Origin of the sequence: Lentibacillus populi, assembly GCA_014642895.1 — a bacterium.
Classification (GTDB): domain Bacteria; phylum Bacillota; class Bacilli; order Bacillales; family Amphibacillaceae; genus Lentibacillus_C; species Lentibacillus_C populi.
Genome location: BMJD01000018.1, coordinates 1 through 20,050, shown reverse-complemented (window position 1 = coordinate 20,050; position 20,050 = coordinate 1). Strand labels below are relative to the sequence as shown.

15 protein-coding genes and 1 pseudogene are annotated in these 20,050 nt (G+C 39.5%); 10 read left to right on the top strand and 6 right to left on the bottom strand.

Annotation, left to right across the window (positions count from 1 at the left end; translation table 11 throughout):
- Positions 1-165 precede the first annotated feature (165 nt).
- On the top strand, positions 166-2,952 hold the full coding sequence (locus tag IEX12_RS11915) for an FIMAH domain-containing protein (RefSeq protein WP_088052637.1): 2,787 nt from the start codon (positions 166-168) through the stop codon (positions 2,950-2,952).
- Between the two features lie 255 nt (positions 2,953-3,207).
- Here IEX12_RS11915 and IEX12_RS11910 read toward each other — a convergent pair.
- Positions 3,208-4,196 (bottom strand): annotated as a pseudogene (locus tag IEX12_RS11910) (aldehyde dehydrogenase family protein); the annotation flags it as partial.
- 17 nt (positions 4,197-4,213) lie between these two features.
- Here IEX12_RS11910 and IEX12_RS11905 point away from each other — a divergent pair.
- A complete protein-coding gene (locus IEX12_RS11905; protein WP_088053540.1) occupies positions 4,214-5,161 on the top strand; it encodes an FAD-binding oxidoreductase in 948 nt (315 codons plus the stop codon).
- A gap of 150 nt (positions 5,162-5,311) precedes the next feature.
- On the opposite strand, the gene IEX12_RS11900 is transcribed toward IEX12_RS11905, so the two are convergent.
- Genes IEX12_RS11900 through IEX12_RS11890 form a run of 3 tightly spaced genes read right to left on the bottom strand, consistent with a single transcriptional unit; the run spans position 5,312 to position 7,869 of the window.
- Complete coding sequence (locus tag IEX12_RS11900) at positions 5,312-5,797, bottom strand: hypothetical protein (protein ID WP_088052638.1); 486 nt, start codon at positions 5,795-5,797, stop codon at positions 5,312-5,314.
- Entirely contained in the window at positions 5,797-6,585 is a 789-nt protein-coding gene (locus tag IEX12_RS11895; protein ID WP_230856143.1) for a DUF3100 domain-containing protein, read from the bottom strand. Before IEX12_RS11895 ends, IEX12_RS11900 begins: the two co-directional genes overlap by 1 nt.
- A 24-nt stretch (positions 6,586-6,609) precedes the next feature.
- A complete protein-coding gene (locus IEX12_RS11890; RefSeq protein WP_088052640.1) occupies positions 6,610-7,869 on the bottom strand; it encodes a M20/M25/M40 family metallo-hydrolase in 1,260 nt (419 codons plus the stop codon).
- 607 nt (positions 7,870-8,476) lie between these two features.
- Between IEX12_RS11890 and IEX12_RS23845 the strand changes: the two genes are divergently transcribed.
- Positions 8,477-8,575 carry a hypothetical protein gene (locus IEX12_RS23845; RefSeq protein WP_371871311.1) on the top strand — a complete coding sequence of 33 codons (99 nt, stop codon included), beginning with the start codon at positions 8,477-8,479 and terminating at the stop codon, positions 8,573-8,575.
- A 77-nt stretch (positions 8,576-8,652) separates the two neighbouring features.
- Here the strand turns inward: IEX12_RS23845 and IEX12_RS11880 are convergent, their stop codons facing one another.
- Entirely contained in the window at positions 8,653-9,549 is an 897-nt protein-coding gene (locus IEX12_RS11880; protein WP_088052642.1) for an AEC family transporter, read from the bottom strand.
- A gap of 268 nt (positions 9,550-9,817) precedes the next feature.
- Here IEX12_RS11880 and IEX12_RS11875 point away from each other — a divergent pair, with 268 nt between their 5' ends.
- The 4 genes from IEX12_RS11875 to IEX12_RS11865 all read left to right on the top strand — a co-directional run bounded on the left by IEX12_RS11875 (position 9,818) and on the right by IEX12_RS11865 (position 12,151).
- Positions 9,818-10,216, top strand: a complete 399-nt coding sequence (locus IEX12_RS11875; protein ID WP_230856142.1) for a sigma factor — start codon at positions 9,818-9,820, stop codon at positions 10,214-10,216.
- Entirely contained in the window at positions 10,180-10,374 is a 195-nt protein-coding gene (locus IEX12_RS23450; RefSeq protein WP_230856141.1) for a hypothetical protein, read from the top strand. Before IEX12_RS11875 ends, IEX12_RS23450 begins: the two co-directional genes overlap by 37 nt.
- Positions 10,375-10,525: 151 nt before the next feature.
- Complete coding sequence (locus tag IEX12_RS11870; RefSeq protein WP_155555053.1) at positions 10,526-10,960, top strand: HipA domain-containing protein; 435 nt, start codon at positions 10,526-10,528, stop codon at positions 10,958-10,960.
- Positions 10,961-11,386: 426 nt separating this feature from the next.
- Positions 11,387-12,151 carry an HIRAN domain-containing protein gene (locus IEX12_RS11865; protein ID WP_088052644.1) on the top strand — a complete coding sequence of 255 codons (765 nt, stop codon included), beginning with the start codon at positions 11,387-11,389 and terminating at the stop codon, positions 12,149-12,151.
- A gap of 310 nt (positions 12,152-12,461) precedes the next feature.
- Here IEX12_RS11865 and IEX12_RS11860 read toward each other — a convergent pair whose 3' ends face one another.
- The gene (locus IEX12_RS11860; RefSeq protein ID WP_088052645.1) at positions 12,462-12,734 is read right to left on the bottom strand and encodes a hypothetical protein; all 273 of its coding nucleotides are present in this window, start codon (positions 12,732-12,734) and stop codon (positions 12,462-12,464) included.
- A 638-nt stretch (positions 12,735-13,372) separates the two neighbouring features.
- Between IEX12_RS11860 and ggt the strand changes: the two genes are divergently transcribed.
- The 3 genes from ggt to IEX12_RS11845 all read left to right on the top strand — a co-directional run bounded on the left by ggt (position 13,373) and on the right by IEX12_RS11845 (position 19,841).
- On the top strand, positions 13,373-15,409 hold the full coding sequence (gene ggt, locus IEX12_RS11855; protein WP_088052646.1) for a gamma-glutamyltransferase: 2,037 nt from the start codon (positions 13,373-13,375) through the stop codon (positions 15,407-15,409).
- 187 nt (positions 15,410-15,596) lie between these two features.
- Complete coding sequence (locus IEX12_RS11850; RefSeq protein ID WP_088052647.1) at positions 15,597-17,081, top strand: serine hydrolase domain-containing protein; 1,485 nt, start codon at positions 15,597-15,599, stop codon at positions 17,079-17,081.
- Positions 17,082-18,215: 1,134 nt separating this feature from the next.
- Positions 18,216-19,841: a peptide ABC transporter substrate-binding protein gene (locus IEX12_RS11845; protein WP_230856140.1), complete on the top strand. Its 1,626-nt coding sequence runs from the start codon at positions 18,216-18,218 to the stop codon at positions 19,839-19,841.
- Positions 19,842-20,050 lie beyond the last annotated feature (209 nt).

The window sequence follows — 20,050 nt, the reverse complement described above, 5'->3', positions numbered from 1 at the left end:
ATAGTATTTTCGTACTATTTACATTGTTTTGTTAAAATGATAAAGTTTACCGTAATCTATGTGTTGCCAGATTATGTTAGTTAGTAATGCTAACTAACTAAAAATTGGAGAAAGGAGTTAGTTTTATCAAGGCAAATATGAACAAAAAATGAAAGGGGTTACAAGGTGAAAAAATATTTACCATTACTTTTATCACTACTGTTGCTAACCGCTTTACTACCATTTCAGGGGTTGGCGAAGGAAAAGGATGATCCGGACGTTGAATTGTGGAATGCAGTAAATCCTCTTAATACTACAGTAACTTTTTTAAATACTGGGGCGCATCCCGATGATGAACGCAGTGATTTACTAGCATATTTATCCAGAGGATTAGGTGTTAAAACTTCCAGCCTTATCGCAAATAGAGGAGAGGGTGGTCAAAACGAAATAGGGAATGAACTTGGTAATGCGCTTGGGATTATTCGATCTAACGAAATGATCGAAGCCGCTAAAATTACTGGTGTAAAGGCATATCATTTAAGTGAAACCACTTCAGATCCTATTTATGACTTTGGATTTTCGAAATCACCTGAAGAGACATTAGAAAAATGGGGTGAAGATTTAACATATGAACGACTCATCCGTTTTATAAGAAGCTATCAACCAGATGTGGTTATGCCTTCTTTTCGAAATGTACCTAGCCAACACGGGCATCATAGAACCATGGCAATATTGAGTCAGCGTGCATTTGAAGATGCGACTGATCCAACCGTCTTCCCTGAGCAAATTGAAGAGGAGGGATTATCAGCTTGGCAGGTGAAGAAACTCTATTTACCAGCTGAATCAGGAGATACTGCAACAACCTCCGTTGAAATTGGTGACTATAATCCTATCTATGAAATGTCCTATCCTCAACTTGGAGAAAAATCCAGGTATATGCATAAGAGTCAGGGTATGGGTAAAGATGTACCCGTTGAGCCTAGGGAATTTAACTTGGAATTACAAAAATCAATTTATCCAAATAAAGAGGATGATGATATTTTCGCAAATATTCCATATGACTTCAGTGAGTGGGCAACAGTTGTTTCTGAAGATGATATTAGCGCCAATTTAGAGAACTTACAAAAAGACTTGAATGAAATTGTTAATTTATATCCCGACCGCGAAGCGATATTACCGAATTCTCAAGAAGCTTTGCGCAATGTACAGAAGCTGACTGATAAAGTTGAAAAAGGGGATATAGATGCTTCTGTAAAAAACGATCTACTCCATAAGCTTGAGCTGAAGGAAGAGCAACTTCAAAAAGTTAGCTTAATAGCATCAGGGCTAGATGTAAAAACAACCCTTGATTCAGAAGTAGTAACCCAAGGTGAAAGTACTAAAATTAAAATGACAATTACCAACAATGGAAAGCAAGCAATACATCAAATTGATGCTTCTCTACTTACCTCAGAAGAATGGACAGTTGATAGCGGGGATGGATCAGATATTAAAAAACTGGAACCAAATGAATCAAGAGATATAACATTTACTGTTCATGTTCCAAAGGATGCAGCGTACTATCAACCGTATGGTGAATCATCTGTTCAATCAGGCATAACATTTAAAGAAGAAGGAATAGAGACAACAAACATACTGGAATTAGATGAAACGTTCGCTGTGTTGCCGGCTCTCTCAGTATCAACAGAACCAGAAGATATTGTGGTAAATACGGCTGATCTGAAAAGTGAGTACACTGTTAACGTAAAGGTAAAAAATTATTACAAAGGTGAAAAAAATGCATCCGTTTCGTTAAATTTACCTGAAGGATGGACAAGTGTTCCAGAAAAAGCAGATGTTAATTTCAAAGATCGTTTAGATGAACAAAAGACACAATTTAAAATTACCCCTCCTGAGAACATAGAGAAAGGAGAATTTTCAGCTGAAGCAATCGTTGAATCTGATGGTAAGGAATATGATACAACCGTTCAGGAAATAAGCTATGATCATATTAAAGACTCCTATTTCCAATATCCGTCAACAATGGATGGTGTTGCGTTTGAATTGTTAAAACCGGATTCATTAAAAATCGGTTATATTGAAAGTGGTTTTGATGAAGTAGCTGATTATTTATTGGATGTGGGTTTTGATGTAACGAAATTAAATGAAGCGGATTTGCAATCAGGTGACTTGAGTCAATACGATACCATTGTAACAGGCATTAGAGCAAATTTATCACGACCAGACTTAATAAAAAATAATCAGCGTTTACTTGAGTATGCTGAAAATGGGGGACATGTCGTTGTCCAATATCATAAACCAGGGGATAATTGGGATACAAATAAAACTCCACCTTATTCATTAGAAATAGGTATGCCATCAATTGAATGGCGAGTTACTGATGAGGATGCGCAAGTCACAATGACGCAGCCTGATCATAAATTATTTAACTTTCCAAACAAAATAACAGACAATGACTGGAATGGCTGGGTACAAGAAAGAGGGCTGTATTTCCCGATGAACTGGGATGATCGATATGAAACGTTTGTAAGTATGGCAGATCCAGGAGAAGATCCGTTTGATAGTGGTATTTTGATGACAAATTATGGTGAAGGGACCTATCTATATACGAGCTTAGTATTCTATCGTCAAATTGCTAATCAAGTACCTGGTGGGTATCGAATCTTTACAAATCTGTTAAGTTATGGCGCAGAAGAAGATGCTAAAGAAATTAGTGCAGCTAAAATGAGAACATTAGTAGAGCGTCTAGCAAATGAAGGTGAATTTGATAGTGAGAATGATGTTCATTTATTAACAACCCACTTGACTGCTGTAAGCCATTACGAAAATAAAGAACAAGCTGAGAAAGTTGTTAAACATATGACTAGCTTTAAACAATTAATTAACCAAATGTTAGAGAATAAATCGATTTCTGAGAAAGCTTTCAGTGATTTAGATAAAGAAGCGGATAATTTGATTGAGAAGTGGCAGTAGAATGATATACTCTCCCTTGTATGTTACAAGGGGGATTCTTTCGATTAAAACTTATAAAAGATCTAATATCTTAAACAATATACAAGGGTTAGCTAGGCTGTACAGCCAATGCTGAATCTGATACATGTACAGGAACCTTGACCATAAGCATAAAAAACACATATCGATCTCACTGTCTTTCAAAACGCTTAAATGATAAAATATGCCAGGCACTAGGTCGATTTAGACCTCAGTACCTGGCGCCTGTTTTTCTTGTTACTGTTTATTATTGTTGTATTGCATGTAGACGACTTGGGTGACGAGAAAGTCTTCCAACCCGTGTTTGCCATCTGTTCCTCCAAGACCTGATTTGCGTATGCCAGCGTGATAGCCCTGTACGGCTTCGAAGTTTTCACGGTTAACGTAGGTCTCACCAAATTTAAGTTCATTGACAACACGCATCGCTTCGTTCATATCATCGGTATAGACGGAGGAAGACAGACCGTAAACCGTGTCGTTACCTTTGTCAATAGCTTCATCCAATGTTTTGAACGTTGCAATCGGAATAACCGGGCCGAAAATTTCCTCTTGCATAATAGTTGAATCATGATCCACGTTGGTCAGAACTGTTGGCTTGTAAAAGTAGCCTTTTTCCAGATCTGCCGGTTCTCCACCGGCAACAACCTTTGCACCATTTTCTTTTGCTTTGTTCACCATATCTTCTACGGTTTTCAGGCGGTCATGGCTGATCAGCGGGCCGACGTCAGCGTTTCTATTTTCCCGCGGATTATCAATGGTTTTGCTTTCAAAGCTTTCCTTCAACTTATCGACAAATGTATCTGCAATATCTTCATGGACATAGACACGTTCTGCATTTGTGCAGGCCTGTCCATTATTAGCGAGTCGTGATGTAACGATATTTTCGACAGCCAGATCCAAATCAGCATTTTTGGTTACAATTGCTGGTGCTTTGCCGCCGAGTTCGAGATTTACCCTTTTGTAATATTCTGGGCCGCTGCTTCCATCACTTTCGTACCGGCCGGGATACTTCCCGTCATCGTCACCATAGCAACTTTCTCATGTTTTGCCAATGCATTTCCGGCTTCTGACCCCGTACCGGTTACTACGTTGTAGACTCCTTTAGGGATGTCTTTCATGCTATCGATAATTTTAGTGAATGCCATGGCGGTGTTTGGTGTTTTTTGGCTTGGCTTCAATACGATTGTGCAGCCGGAAATAAGTGCGGTGGCAACTTTTCTTGCAAGATGCTTCTATTGGCGGAATGGTCGCTACAAATGCCAGTGGAACAACAGCTGTCCGTTATGGCTCAATGCGGGATCAATTGCTGGATTTAGAAGTTGTTTTAGCGGATGGTACAGTGATTCACACGGGAACACGTGCTAAGAAGTCATCGTCGGGGTATCATTTAACGGGATTATTCGCTGGATCTGAAGGAACGCTTGGGATCATAACTGAAATAACAATGCGATTGCACGGGATCCCTGAATATACAATGATGGCCCGATGTACGTTTGACACACCTGAGCTTTGTGCGGTAGCGGCACAAAACATTTTACTTGGTGGTATTCAGGTAATGCGAATGGAATTAATTGATGCAACAAGCATTGCCGAAGTAAATCGACAAAACGGTTATGATTTTCCGGATAAGCATTCGTTGTTTCTTGAGTTTGCTGGTGCAAGGGCTGCGATCGAAGAAGAAGTAAAACTTACAGCTGTATTAATGAATGATCTAGGTTGCGAAAATTGGGAGGTAGCCAGTGATCCGACAAAGCAAAAGGAGATCTGGAAGGCAAGGCACGAATTATCTTTTGCCTATCAACACATAAATGGGCTTGATGAAACGGGTTCTGATGTTTGTGTACCAATTTCACGTTTACCTGAACTTGTTGCATATGCACGCCAACTTATTGATGAAAGTGGTTTAAAAGGTGGAATCTGGGGGCATGTTGGAGATGGAAACTTTCATACACTCGTTTTATTTGATCCGAAAGCAAAGGGGCAACGAGAAAAGGCAGAATATACAAATGAAGCACTTGCGATTCGTGCAATCGAGGTTGGTGGAACATGCACTGGTGAACACGGGGTTGGACTTGGGAAAATAAAATTCCAAGAAGCTGAACACGGGGCTGCTCTTGAGATGATGAAAAATACAAAACGAATGTATGACCCACAGGGGATTTTGAATCCGGGGAAGATTTTCTTCATGTAATTATTTTTTCATTAAAAATTTCTTCCTCATGAAGGGAGAAGGGTGCGATTTCGCAAGTAGATTTCACAGCTTTTGCTCGAGTTCCATTTTTACCCTCCAGTGCACCCATAACAATTCTGAATAGTTCGGGTGCCTGGTGCGAATATAACTCTACTTCTCGGCCAAATACAATCCCAACTGAGCGAGTACTGCACTGCCAACATAGGTTCCAGTAAATACAAACGCTGCTACAATTGCTACTTTCCAGGATGTCTTTCGCAAATCTACTAGACGGTTTGCGACAGATATTCCGGCAAATGTCAGGATTGGCGTTGTGATGGAAAGGAAATCAACTGCCTGAATAGCCCGAACAAAAAAGTCAGAGATTAAGCACAGAACGAGAGAAGTGATCGACACCCATCCCAATATTGGAAAATCCCGAATGATTTTAACGGAAGAGCGCTGCATCAAATCCGAGATGATTATACCGATAAATGAAAAGAGCCACAATACTCCAAGTCCGACTACGGTCATCCACGTAACTGGTGTGGAATGCGCATCTTTTAAAAACTTAATTTCTTGTGTAAACAATATTAATCCTACACTCAGAAGGAGAATAAGTGCATATTTAAGATATTTTCTTCGTTTGGAATTCATTATTTGTCACCCTTAACTAATTTCTTATACATGAATTGCTGCAGAGGTGCTGCTAAAAATACCATTGTAAATGTTCCGATAAAACTGGTAAGTAACTGGCTTGCGGATGCGTATGCCAAAATTGTGCTTTCCATTTCCGGCATGCGGGCAACCAATGTAGCGGAGGCTGCGCTCATCATACTTCCTGAGCCAACTCCGGACCCCATCGCTAAAGCTTCTACCCGAAATCCTAAATCCAGTAATATTGGTGCGAATATACTGAAAAAGATGGCACCGAATAATGTTCCGATAATATAGATGGAAAGAACACCTCTTCCTTCTTTAGATTCGAGTGTATATTTTTCGGAAATATACGCTAGTTCCCCTTCACGTCCAATTCCTAATGTAGCTCCGATAGCTTCCCGTCTTAACCCAAGCATAATTGCAATAGGTAAACCAACAATGACTGTTCCAAGATTACCTAATTCCTGGATCAGGAAAACCCAGCCAACTTGTAAAATATCCCGAATTTGCGGGGCGACATCTGCTCCGTATCTTGCCATTAGAGGAAGCATAATAAAAATCAGATATTTTCCGGCAAAATTAATATTCCTCTCGCTATACACCTTTTTCCAGAAACCTTTTCGGAATAGTTTGAATCCAAGTACCATGGTGATGACAATTGCGAAAACCAACGGGAGCAGACCGATCGTAAACGGCCCCGCTGGAATGCTTTGAAACCCAATCATCTCCGATATCGTAATAATAGCTAGTACAAAGATAATTAAATAAGTAAAATTTTTGTTCATGGTCAACCTCATTCCTAAAGTTTTTTAGTCAACAATGGAGTTAATTAATGTAAGATATTCGTCATATGTTCTTCTGTAAAGTTTCGACGTGTCGATAGCTCCGTTCATTTTCTCAAGTGTTTGAGATAGGAATCTTGGGAAAATTTCATAGATAAATTCCGGATCAACATCAATAAAGTCATCACCGTGAATTGTTCCCGTAAAACCGCTATAGCCGATTTGAATACACGGCATCATAAAGGAAAGATCACCAATATCACCTGCTGCACTAATGAAGTTATTATTCAAGATAACAGCAATCTCATCGCTTTCTTTAAATGATTCCATAACAAATGTAGATAGATATCTATCTTGTACAAATGGCAAATATCCCATTTGTGTATGGCATTCGACGTCACCCTGTAACGCCAGCGCGCTTCCTTTTGCTGCATCGTCTAGTTTGATGGCTGCCTCTTTTAGGTAATCTACTGTCCTTGTTCGTAAATCCGTACCTACTGTGATTCGGTTTGGAATCACATTGGTGGACATATCGGAATCCATTACAATCGGATTGATCCGAACATGTTCTGCTTCCGCAAGCTGCTGTCTGCTTAAGCCAACGGCGGTATTAAATAGGGTGGACATGCTATAGGCATTTTTGGCAGGAAAAGGATCAAATCCTGCATGGGTCGCTTTCCCTTTAAATGTATATTTTTTATACAGGAATCCAGCCAGGTCACAATTAATTTCAATTGTTCGTTCGGAAAATTCACCACCAATTGCATGCACACAGATGCCTAAATCAATGTCGTCAAAGACCCCAAGTTTCATCGCTTCTGGTTTGCCGCCATAATGGGTAATTTTGCCCTTTTGGATCAGTGTATCACGATAAGTTAAGTCCAAATATTCCTCTGCTGGAATAAAGATGAAGCTTATTTTGTAGTCCCAATGTTTGTAGGCGCCCGATGTGAAGAGATAATGATACAATGCCAGGGCAATCGCAGTTTGGGTATAGTGCCCGCAGTTATGTGCTGCACCCGTGTTTTTGTCTGCGTACATATGGCTTGGAGCATAAACCGCATCCAATTCGGCGATAAAGGCAATATTCAATTCTTTCGTCTTATCGCCTAAACTCGTTTTCAGGCCGGTTAAACTAAATTCCTCAAGTTGAATGTTCGGGTTTACATCTTTTAAGTAATCGATAACCTTTTGTTTCGTTTGGTTTTCTTTATATCCCAGCTCAGGATGATGATAAATATCCTGGGCAATTTCTTTAATAGATTCATATTGGTTTTTAAAATGCAATGATAAGACCTCCAAGTAATGTCACAATTTGTCGATGAATTACGGTTTTATATTAGCATTCACGTGGAAAAGCGTCAATAGCAAATCCGAATTATACAATGTATTTACTCGAAAATGTTCGTTAATAATCCGAGGAAGACTATGTTATTCAACTGTCTTATATGCCTCCGCTTACGGTTCTAATCAAAGACGTTTTTTCGTGGGGATTTCCTTTTTGATATATTTCCTGGGTAATAGCAAAAAATCCTTCCTGGCATAAAAATTATATCCATATGTCTATTATCCTTTATCCAGTAAGAAACGAAATAGAGAGAGCATATGCTGAGATTAGGATAAGTAACTTGGTTTTCAATTTACTAGGGTATGTTATATTTACTAATATTCCGGGTAGGACGGAGGTGCGGTAGAGGTTGGATTTCCTAAATATAAACCTTCGCATGGGGATCATGGTTCAATGGTCTTTTAATTACACGAAAAAGATGATTGTAGCGTTTGGGATGAACTGAGCCTTTTAAACAGGCTGGCGGACATTAGATTCCTGAAAAACAACCTTTGCTCGGCTCCTGGAGACTTTCCGGCCCTTTTTTCCAATAAGGGATATGCTAGATTGTCTTTTCTTACCAATTTGTTTAAAAGTAAATATATAATTGGAAAATCCGTCATGATCCATCAAAACCCGGATGATTATCGCTCAAAACTGTCTTGAAATGTGGGAAAATCATACCAGGAACCCTGACAATTTAGAATCATCCAAGTTCCTGAAACGAAATAGTTTAGTGCCACTCACACAACAATATTCAATAAAATACTTAATGTGACAATACTAACCAATGTGGAAATCAACGTTATACTCGATACCAATTCCGGCTCCGTATCGAACTCAATCGCGTACATGGTTGTTGTGGCAGCAGTTGGCATTGCTGAAATTATAATTAATACCGACGCGATAATGGGATCGACATCCACCAGCCAAACAAATAAAGCTGCAATAACGGGTGCAATGATCATTTTTAACGTAACGGCAGATGCCACAACCTGCCAGTTTAGCTTTAACCCTGTTATCGAACCAAGCTGCATGCCTAACATTATCATCATGACTGGTATAGCGGCATCTCCAACCATTGATAGAGTGGAATGAATTGCTTCCGGTACCCCAATTGAACCATAGTGAAATAGAAATGCTAGAATTGCTGCATATGTCGTTGGCATTTTCATCACGTTTGCGAGCGCCCGCTTCATTCCGCTAGTGCTTCTGGATGCATAATAGATACCGAAGAAATTATTCTGTAATGCTTGGATAACCATGATGAAAATAGCATATGGTACTGCAGCATTTCCTACACTGAATAATACAACAGGTAATCCGTAGTTCCCCGAATTCATAAAACCGGTTGCTAGAATCGACGCACTTTCCGTACTAGTTTTCCATTTGAAAACCTTCGACAGTATTTTATTGAACACGACCATAACATAAAATAGGATAAACATATAAACAAGTACAACTAAAAATCCGCTATCAAATTTAGCATCATATAAGGTGATAAACACCAACGCAGGTGACAGAATGTATAAAGATACTGCGGATACCGATTTTACATCAAGCACTCGAATCCGCTGCAAAATAAAACCTGACGCAAAAACAGCCATAATTGGCAAAATAACCTCAAGAAAAAACCCCATTGCAAACATCTCCGTTTAATAGAACTAGAGAATAGTGTAACATAAGGTTTGTTTGAATGCTGTTTGGATCACTTAACGGACGGTAGAGCTCTAATTAGCTTTTATGAATGATTCTTCGTTATAACAATCGAATTCGCAATGGAATTTGGTGGTGATGAATTTTTTGAAATATTATCCCTTAACATGCCACCAAACTATCCAAGCCAACGATTATAGTAGTGACCATGATATTAATGTAAAAGTGCTAGCCCTTTAGAAAGAGGAAGCAATGGATACTAATATCACGTTTGAGAAGATTTTTAGACAAAATGAGCGTAGAATTCATGACCAGATTCATACATTGAACATTCATAATCCACACAATGAATATTTTCAGGAAGGTCTTTGCGCAATGTGGCATGCCTATGAGAAGTATCAACCGGATAAAGGTCCAATGGCTACATACTTCAATTTTATGATCCGTAATCGTTTGATTGACCTGTTTCGAAAACAGACAAGGGACAATGCTAACACAAAGCATGCTATCAAGGAACAAAAGACACAAATAGACGATGGCAATCATTTCCGTCACAAGGAAACATCCTACCCTTTAGTGAGTTTTCCGGATTTAATGTTGGAAGACCCCTATGTATGGCAGAACTTGAAATCAGAGTTGACAGAAAATTAATGGAAGTGGGTGCGGTTTTATATCATGACGACATGGTAGTACGTGACATTGCGATCCAGGAAAACACAACCGTTAAAGCGGTGAAAAGCTGGGGTAAGCAGGTCCGTGTTAAACTGCGGGATGAAGAGTTTCGGAAACGTGTCGGGTTGGATGTTTAGGGTATGAGGAATCCTCTATTTAATTGTTTAACGGCGGAAAAGAGGAAAGGCAATCAATGATATTTCGACAGTCTAATAATTTAGACTATACTATAAGTACGACTATTTAAATGAGGGTTTACTAAAAGGATTATTGAAGGGGAGAACACGAATGAAGGATGTCTCTGAATGGATCTTTACCGGGTATGGAGAGAATAGTACATTAGAGAAGCTTGAGCTTTTATCCCCTGATCAAGTACCTTATATTATAAAGTTTCCCAGACATTTTGATGGTAAGAGAACCAATTGGGAAGATGTCAACGAAGTAATAGCTGCCGAAATCGCCAAAATACTTGAAATTAAAGTTGTTGACGCAGAAATTGCTTATCGGGATGGTCGGAGAGGCTGTCTTATGAAACATTTTCGTTATCAGTGGGGTGCGGAGTATGGGGAAACAGCATCATCCTTGTTAAGTGCCGAGTTTGAAGATGAATTTGATGATCTACAGAATTCTAATTTAAAGAATGAACAATTAATGTATAAGTTTTTTCATTATTTAAGGAATTTTCACTTTTTCATTTTTTTAAAAAAGACTTTGTGTTTATGAATTTATTTGATATTCTAATTGGTAATCAGGATCGTCATGCCCATAATTGGCAAGTATTATATATAGACGATAAACCTATTTTTGGCCCTTTATATGATAATGGAGCTTCGTTAGGCTGGCAATTGTCTAGGTGAAAATTGAAAGTAAGATGAATAAATTCTACAAAGAAACAAGAGTAAAAATTGGCATCAATAATAAGGAAAGTCCTAGAATTAAAGCGCGTTAAGTGCTTCATTATTTATCAATACATTACAATATGGAGTGTATGGAGTTTACCGATAAACTAAAGCATTTTGATATCGAACGTTTTGAACGCTATTTGGCGACATTCCCCTTGATTTCAACAATTAGAAAGAAATTTATTCAGAAACTAATTAGTTTTAGAATCAATAAGATAGTTCACTTTTTTTGAGGGAGGAAAGTAGTATGCATGCTATAAAGTCACTTTTGGTAGTGTGGAAAAATACAAAGGATAATCTTTATTACCATGTTGGTACATTAAATTATGATGGACAAAAATATACATTTGAATATACGTTCAAAAGTAATTCACCGCGAACTGTTACTGAAGCAATTCGCAGAGGCTATCGTTTACACCCAGCTTTTCCATTGCTCCAAAAAACGTATCAATCGGAAGAGTTATTTCCTGCTTTTGATCGGCGTATTCCTGATAATACCCGTATCGGTTTTGAAAATATCTTAGACGAATTTGGTTTACCCGCTACTGCGGACAGGATGGATATCTTGAGAGAAACTAGGGGGATGCTCTCACAGGATCCGTATTCTTTTGAAGAACCACTTCGTCTGAATGGAGAAGAGTTACGCTCGAATTTTTATGTGAATGGAATCCGGCATCAAGGCCACATATCGGAGAATTGGTACGATTATGTTCGTGAAGGAGATTCCTTAATTCCGGAATTAGAAGAGGATAATAAATTTGATTCATACGCCGTTAAGGTTATGACTAGTTCCGGGGTTCATATCGGTTGTATTCCAGGCATATATGCACAAGCTGTTCATTCCTTATTGAAACAGAGAATCTCTGTTGAATTAACTGTTCAACAATTACGTCCACAATTTGCTTCACAGTGGTGGGTACGAGTAAGGTTGGAAGCAACAATTGAACTTGAGAATACGGATGAACGATATCGGCACAATTTGGAAGGTTTTATTTTTCAGGAAAGTGCTTGAGTCGGTTCGCCATACCTATCAATTAAGATTAACCTGCAATATTATAATGGATTGGAAATCTCGTTAACTAAAACAAAATGATTATGTGCGAGTATTACGTAAGAGCAAACGTAATACTCGTTTTTTTAATCAACTTATAAATCTATGTAGCTGGATTTGTTTTCCGAATCAGGGAAGCGGTAGCAAATTTATTTCATAAGCAGTGATGAGTTACATGATCCCCGCCCAATTTAGCGGGGATTCGTGTATGCTTTATATAAGATTGGGGCTTAATACCTTACCGTGTTCATCACGTTTTGCCGTCATCCTGCTATTCATCGTTATCTCCATCCTCTTCACCCTTTCCTTCCTCATCTTCCTCAACATCTTCCAAATCAAGCCAGGAAAGCATTTCGCGTACAACTGTATTTATTTTTTCATCCACCATATCATTACCATATTTTTTCTTTGCGCGTTCAATGTTCTGAACAACCTCTTCTTCAAAATGGATGATCGGCTCATCTTTTTCGAGGTTGTTGAACAACTCAATAAATTCATCTAATGCTTTATCAAATCTTTTTGTTTCCAATTCATTTGCTTTCATTTTGAATCACCCAATTATAGGGTACCCAAAAATAGAGGAATGACACGGATTAAATGGACCCCTAGAGAAAAGTGACAAAGATGGTGACCAAGACATAATACTAAAAAAACTTAATGATATACCGATCAATTCAATTTACAGTAAATTTTTAAATCAATTTTACCTTATCCTATATTCAATCGAAGTTATGAACACATTTATACTCCGAATGTCCTTTCTATAGTACATTCTTCGTATTATCAACGAAATACCTATAAAAATTATATGCATCTCCTGGTTCAAACGAATCATTTTAACAATATTTAAAATAATGTGACATAAATCGACACTATTTATTATGTTAATCTATTATAATTGGATTAAATTTTCTAGAACTAATGAGTGATTTACGGCAGAGCGACGTTGATACTGCACTGGTCCGCGATATTGCGCAGTTTAATGTTGATACATCACAATTCATGTCGATATTCCGCGTTTTTACGTTGATATTTCACAAATTCACGTTGATATCCCGAAGTTATATGTTGATACTGCACAATTCACGTCGATATTATTCAATTTTACGTCGATACATGCGGTTATTTGCATCGGAATTCTGCCGTTTGATCCACACATTAAAACAATGGAGGGATGAACAGATGCACCGAAACAAAAAATGGCTGTCAATCGTTGTGGGACTGTTACTGTTTTTCAGTACGATCATGCAAGGTGGAACCGTGTATGGGGACAATACTGGGTATGAACCGGATAATCCCGGAATAAAAGATGAACAGACAGCTGAAGGCGATCTTGGAATGGTCGTTACGGCACATCCGCTGGCCTCGAAGGTTGGGACAGATGTGCTGAGAAATGGGGGTACTGCAATTGACGCAGCAGTTGCCATTCAATTTGCATTAAACGTGGCAGAGCCAATGATGTCTGGAATCGGTGGTGGCGGCTTTTTGATGTACTATGATGCGGAAACTGAGGATATATCAGTAATCAACAGCAGAGAGCGTGCACCTGCTGGGGCAACACCAGATATGTTCATAGATGAAGATACCGGTGAGGTCATGCCGTTTCAGGAACGAGTTAGAAGCGGAAAATCCGTTGGTGTTCCGGGCACATTAAAAGGTCTGGAAACGGCACTCGACAATTGGGGAACGATGCCGATGGATGAGCTTATCCAGCCTGCAATTGAAATGGCTGAAGGAGGAATCGAAGTAAACTGGGTTCTGGCCGACGCAATTGCCAGCAATGCAGCTAAACTGTCCCGCAGTGCAGCTGGTGACGTGTTTCTTCCGGAGGGCGAGCCGCTTGAAGAGGGCGATCTTCTTGTACAAAAAGACCTTGCCAAAACATTTAAATTGATCGCAGAAGAAGGATCAGACGCCTTTTACCAGGGTGAAATCGGTGAGGCACTTGCAGATGTTGTCCAGGATTTTGACGGTAGTATGACTGCTGCGGATTTAAGCAAGTACGATGTGACGGAAGATGAGCCGGTCTGGGGGGATTACTTGGGATATGATATTGCATCGATGCCGCCTCCAAGCTCTGGTGGATTGACGATGCTGCAGATGCTGGAGATGTTTGAAGAAATGGATTTAACCCAATATGATGTAAGGTCCCCGGAAAAATACCATCATATGGCGGAAGCGATGCATCTTGCCTATGCTGACAGGGCCGCCTATATGGGGGATCCGGAATATGTGGATGTACCGCGAGAAGGATTGTTGCACCCGGATTATATTAAGCAGCGTGTTGATTTAATTGACCCGGATAAGGCGAATCCGGATGTTCAGCCAGGCAACCCATGGGATTTTCAAGATGGCGAGTCGGGAGCCGTTGTGGAACAAGTGGACGACAAAGTAAATGGCGAAACAACGCATTTTACCGTTGCAGATCGTTGGGGAAATCTGGTTTCCTATACGACGACAATTGAACAGGTCTTTGGCTCAGGTATCATGGTGCCAGGCTATGGTGTTATGTTAAACAATGAATTGACCGATTTTGATGCCATTCCAGGTGGGGCGAACGAAATCCAGCCAAACAAACGGCCGTTGAGCAGCATGACGCCAACGATTGTTTTAAAGGATAACAAGCCGTTTATGACAGTAGGCTCACCTGGTGGAACAACGATTATTACATCGGTAACCCAAACGATTGTCAATACGATTGGCTATGGGATGGATTTGAAGGAGGCCATTGAAGAACCGCGAATTTACAGCAACCAATATCCGACGATTCGCTGGGAGTATGGCATTCAAGATGATGTGCGAAATCGACTAGAGCAAATGGGACATGCCTGGGAAACGAGTCCAACAGAAATCGGAAATGTAAACAGCCTGATGTTCGATATGGAAAAGGGTGTTTACGTTGGAGCGGCGGATTCGACAAGAGAAGGTATGGCGATTGGCGTGTCAACACCGAGTATCGATTATATGAAAGCGTTAATCGAACAGTTTAAACGGTTTGGAGATATTGACGATGCCAATGTTAGCCGCTTGCTGCTAACCCATTTGACTGCGGTTTCCCATTATAAAGATGCTGGAAAAATCAAAAAAGCGGTCAAACATATGGAAGGTTTTAACCAATTAGTGGAACAGCTGCATGAACAAAAACAGATTTCTGACCAGGCCTATCACGACCTGACAGCGAATGCTAATTATTTGCTTTATGAGTGGAGAGAAGGGTAAATTTCCTTTTTGGAATCAAGAGTACAGGTTAGAAAATAGCATCGAGGTAATGAATGTCAATATCTTTACTACCTGCTAATTTGTATATTTTCCAACTAAAATATTTGGGCAGTCCCTCAATGCTTTCTTGTGTAATAGCACTTGGGGACTGATCCCGCTTAAGACTATAGGGAAAGGGGAAACGAACATGAAAAAAAGAATGATACTAGTCCTTTATGCGTTTACACTATGGTTTAGCGTGCTAATGATTCAGCCGCAAGCGGGTTATGCAGCTGCGAACGAATTACCACCGGGAACGGCCGGCAGTGTGGAAATGCTGGAGCAGCCGCTTGCGGATTTGGATGAGGGAATCAATGATGCAATATCCGAACAGGTCATGCCAGGTGCTGTTGTTCTGATTGCCCGTAATGGTAAGGTCGTGAAACATGATGCATACGGTTATGCCGCCCGTTATACAGATGCTGATTTTACCGAAATGGACGAGCCGGTAAAAATGCAAGCGGACACGATTTTTGACATGGCATCGATTTCCAAGTTATTTACGGCTGTCGGGGTTATGCAGTTATGGGATCAGGGATTGTTCAAACTGGATGATCCAGTATCCGACTATCTTCCGGAGTACGACACCGATGAAAAAGGGGATATAACGATCAAACAATTGTTAACGCATACATCTGGTGAAAAACCAGGTCCTTCCGGGAATATATATGACATGGATGGTACTCGGGAGGAATTGCTGGAATATGTCATGCGTGAACCATTACAGTATGAACCAGGCGAAGAATACGTATACAGTGATATTAATTATATTACATTAGGTGTACTAATTGAGCGTTTAAGCGGAAATCGGCAGGATGTTTTTATACGGGAGAACATTTTGGAGCCGCTGCAGATGTCGGATACCATGTATAATCCGCCAGAAGAATTAAAACCGCGGATTGCAGCGACTGAATTTCAGCCATGGACAGATCGCGGTTTGGTGTGGGGCAGTGTGCACGATGAAAAAGCGTGGGCACTTGATGGTGTAGCTGGGCATGCTGGTGTATTCAGTTCAGCTGAAGATATGGCCATATTTGCACAAATGCTGCTTAACGAAGGCAGCTATCAAGGACAACAAATTGTTTCCGAAGGGACATTTGAACTGATGAATAAAAACTGGAATGAAGCGTATCCAGGGCAAAATCATGGACTTGGCTGGGATTTAAATCAGGATTGGTATATGGATGTATTGGCCGAGGAAAATACGCTTGGGCATACGGGATATACTGGAACGTCAATGGTTGTCAGTCCAAAGCTTAAGACAATTGCCATTCTGTTAACAAACCGGGTTCATCCGACACGTGATACCGTATCGACAAATCCGATCCGGAAAACGGTGGCAGAGAAGACAGCTAGCTCTATCTATGCATGGAATGCAGCCACAATGAAAGAACAGGTTGCAAGCCTAAAGGAAAAAGGAGATGTTTCAACGGATGCTGCAAGATCCTTGCGTCTTCACTTGACTGCGGTGAGCCATTATGAAGAAACGGGACAAGTGGAAAAGGTCCTAAAGCATTTGGAAGGCATGAAAACAATGCTGGAATTTCAAAGGATTAGTCAGCTGATTTCTGAGGAAGCTTATCATACTTTAACAAGTGATACGAAATATTTGATGGGGAAATGGCGTGAATAGGTAAAGGTGCGATGGATTAAAAAAGGAGACACCGTTCTTGGGTGAGCGGTGTTTTAACTATTTTTTATTTATTGACACTATCTCCTTATTGAACTAATAGCTCACCTGGCTAATTTATATGCAGATAGTGGTTGGATAAAGCGATAAAAGAGTTGTTGGAAACATGTTACGAATCTGTTTGTTGTTATCTTATGGGACGGACAAAGCTAAATCTGTGAACGGAAATGAGGGTTTTAACTATTACAAATTAATAGTCAAAATATCTCAACAAATGCCCATATCACTTTGGTGTAGCACGTGGTTTATTTTAAAAGATAAGAAAGTATATAAATTTAGGCTCTATTCTGCTCTCAGCAGGGTAAGCCACGTCCGGCTCCAGCGCCCAGCGACTAGTGGACTTCCCTCACCTCCGTACGATAAGTCAACATCGGTTCGCTTTCAGCTCACCGTGTTTCCTTTATCTCCTACGGCTCAGTCCAGTCCATACGTCGCTAAACGGGCGCTTACGCCTTTGTTCTTGCATTTATTAAATGCCCCCTATTTGTATTAATTAAAAAGCAAGATATAAAGCTTCAAAAATATAAAGTAGGAATAGTATCACATTCTCGGAGCCCAATTCTCCTTATGTATTCAAAATACTATCATCAAATTGCTGTATTAACCAGAGATTACAGGAGGGACATAAATGGTAGAACCGCCCAACATCCCTATAGAAAAACTGATTTTGATATTGACATTTACTATTTTTAAGAATAAAATACAGAATAATATAATAATGAAAAAGATTATTATAATTTTTTATTTACGATTTTCCTTCTATATTTATTTATAACTAGTTTTAATAAGCCTACACCATACGTAAACACTTCTAGATTAATTACTACATTACAATTACAGACATAATCTATAAAAATATTCTTCTTTACTTTTGTACATTATTTCCTATCCAATAAATTTCGTATATTCCGCTTGTGTACAGATTCTCATTACTTACTGAATTAGCCGAAATAGTTCCAAAAAAACATGAATTTTAGATTGAGAGGAGGCACGTATCCTTTAAGACAACAGTAACTGGGAATATACAGCGTTATTCATCTGAAATGGTACAAATTTAAATCTGGGGAGGAAAAGAAATTGAAAAAGAAACATCTATTTATTTTGATTACAATGGTTTTTGGACTCGTGTTCCTTTTAGCTGGTTGTGGTTTTTCAAAGGACAGTACTGGTAAAAGTGAGGAGAAGAAGATTGTTCATCTTAGCCTCGACAATGATATCCCCGACTTAAATCAGGTGTTGACAACGGATGGGATATCCTTTTCTATTTTAAACAATATTATGGAAGGTCTTTATCGTTTGGATGCGGATAACAATCCACAACCTGCAATGGCGGAAAGTGCTGATATTTCCGAGGATAAATTGACATACACGTTCCATTTACGGGATGGGATAAAATGGAGCAATGGTGATCCTGTAACGGCACAGGATTTTAAATATTCATGGCTGCGGGCGATGCACCCCGACACTTCGGGCTCCTATGCCAACATCCTTTATGATTATATAGTTGGTGGAGAGGAATTTAATGCAGGAGAAGCCGATGCGTCCGAGGTTGCTATTAAAGCAATAGATGATAAAACACTAGAAGTAAAATTGGTGACGCCCACTCCTTTCTTTCTCGGCTTAACCGCTTTTGCTACTTATTTTCCACTCAACGAGAAATTTATTAATGAAGTGGGCGAGGATGAATTTGCTTTAACCGCCGATACAATTCTGTATAATGGGCCGTTCGTTATGACGGAGTACGACCAAGCTGAAGGAGTAACATTGGAAAAAAATAAAGAATATTGGGATAAGGGAAATGTCAAAATTGATGGGGCTACCATGAAAGTAATTAAAGAACAAAGTACGGCACTGAATTTATATGAATCGGGAGAATTGGATCGGGTATATTTATCTTCATCAGATGTCAATTCGTATCGTGATAGTGATGAATTTGGCACAGAAACGCAATTTATATCTTGGTATTTACAATTCAATTTTCAGGAGAAACCATTTGATAATGTCAATATTCGTAAAGCGTTCCAGCTTGCATATGATCCACAAACACTCGCTGATACAGTTTTAAATAATGGATCTGCACCTGCATATGGCCTAGTTGCTTTAGGTGTTAACGGAAACAAAGATAAAACATTCCGAGAATTGGCAGGTGATGTCGTCAAGCCAGATTATGATAAGGCGAAGGAATATCTGGAAAAAGGATTGGACGAAATCGGGGATTTGCCAAAGCTAGAACTATTAACAGCTGATGACACGATCGCAAAGGATACAGCTACCTTCTTGCAAAGTGAATTCAAAAAGAACCTTGGTGTTGATGTCGATATAATTACAAAACCTTATAGTGGACGGCTGGACACAATGCGGGAAAGTGACTACCAAATGGGTATCTCCAAATGGGGTGCCGATTATAATGATCCCATGGATATATTAAGTCTGTGGAATGGTGATCCTTTAAGCGGATTAAGAGGGAATTTTTCCAATCCCAAATATAAGAAACTTATTGATAGCGCGCTGAAGGAGCCGGATGAAGATAAACGGCTTGATATGTTGATTGAGGCCGAAAGAATAGCACTAAAAGATGATGGAACATTGGGACCGCTTTACTTTGAGGGAAGGGCATTTTTGCAGAAGCCATACATGAAAAATCTGATTATCCACCCTTATGGCGCAAAGATTGAACTAAAAAACATCACAATTAAAAAATAAAAACGAAAGAGAGGTACTAGCCACACCTCTCTTTCCCATCATCAAGGAAAGAGGTGTACGCATGAAAAAGTTTATTTTATCCAGGATAGTTAATATTCTCATTACATTATTTACTCAAGTATCGGACATGATAAATAAACCTCAACCTATGGTATAAATAGAACAGAGGTGATTTTATATCATGCTGCACCTGGATTAAGTAACGGGTT

Bases quoted from the DNA above. Each gene is read 5' to 3' on its own strand.
- IEX12_RS11860 (WP_088052645.1), bottom strand. From the start codon at position 12,734: ATGAAAGCAAATGAATTGGAAACAAAAAGATTTGATAAAGCATTAGAT.
- ggt (WP_088052646.1), top strand. From the start codon at position 13,373: ATGCACCGAAACAAAAAATGGCTGTCAATCGTTGTGGGACTGTTACTG.
- IEX12_RS11900 (WP_088052638.1), bottom strand. From the start codon at position 5,797: ATGAATTCCAAACGAAGAAAATATCTTAAATATGCACTTATTCTCCTT.
- IEX12_RS11905 (WP_088053540.1), top strand. From the start codon at position 4,214: ATGGTCGCTACAAATGCCAGTGGAACAACAGCTGTCCGTTATGGCTCA.
- IEX12_RS11880 (WP_088052642.1), bottom strand. From the start codon at position 9,549: ATGGGGTTTTTTCTTGAGGTTATTTTGCCAATTATGGCTGTTTTTGCG.
- IEX12_RS11870 (WP_155555053.1), top strand. From the start codon at position 10,526: ATGAAGGATGTCTCTGAATGGATCTTTACCGGGTATGGAGAGAATAGT.
- IEX12_RS11850 (WP_088052647.1), top strand. From the start codon at position 15,597: ATGAAAAAAAGAATGATACTAGTCCTTTATGCGTTTACACTATGGTTT.
- IEX12_RS11875 (WP_230856142.1), top strand. From the start codon at position 9,818: ATGGATACTAATATCACGTTTGAGAAGATTTTTAGACAAAATGAGCGT.
- IEX12_RS11895 (WP_230856143.1), bottom strand. From the start codon at position 6,585: ATGAACAAAAATTTTACTTATTTAATTATCTTTGTACTAGCTATTATT.
- IEX12_RS23450 (WP_230856141.1), top strand. From the start codon at position 10,180: ATGGCAGAACTTGAAATCAGAGTTGACAGAAAATTAATGGAAGTGGGT.
- IEX12_RS11865 (WP_088052644.1), top strand. From the start codon at position 11,387: ATGCATGCTATAAAGTCACTTTTGGTAGTGTGGAAAAATACAAAGGAT.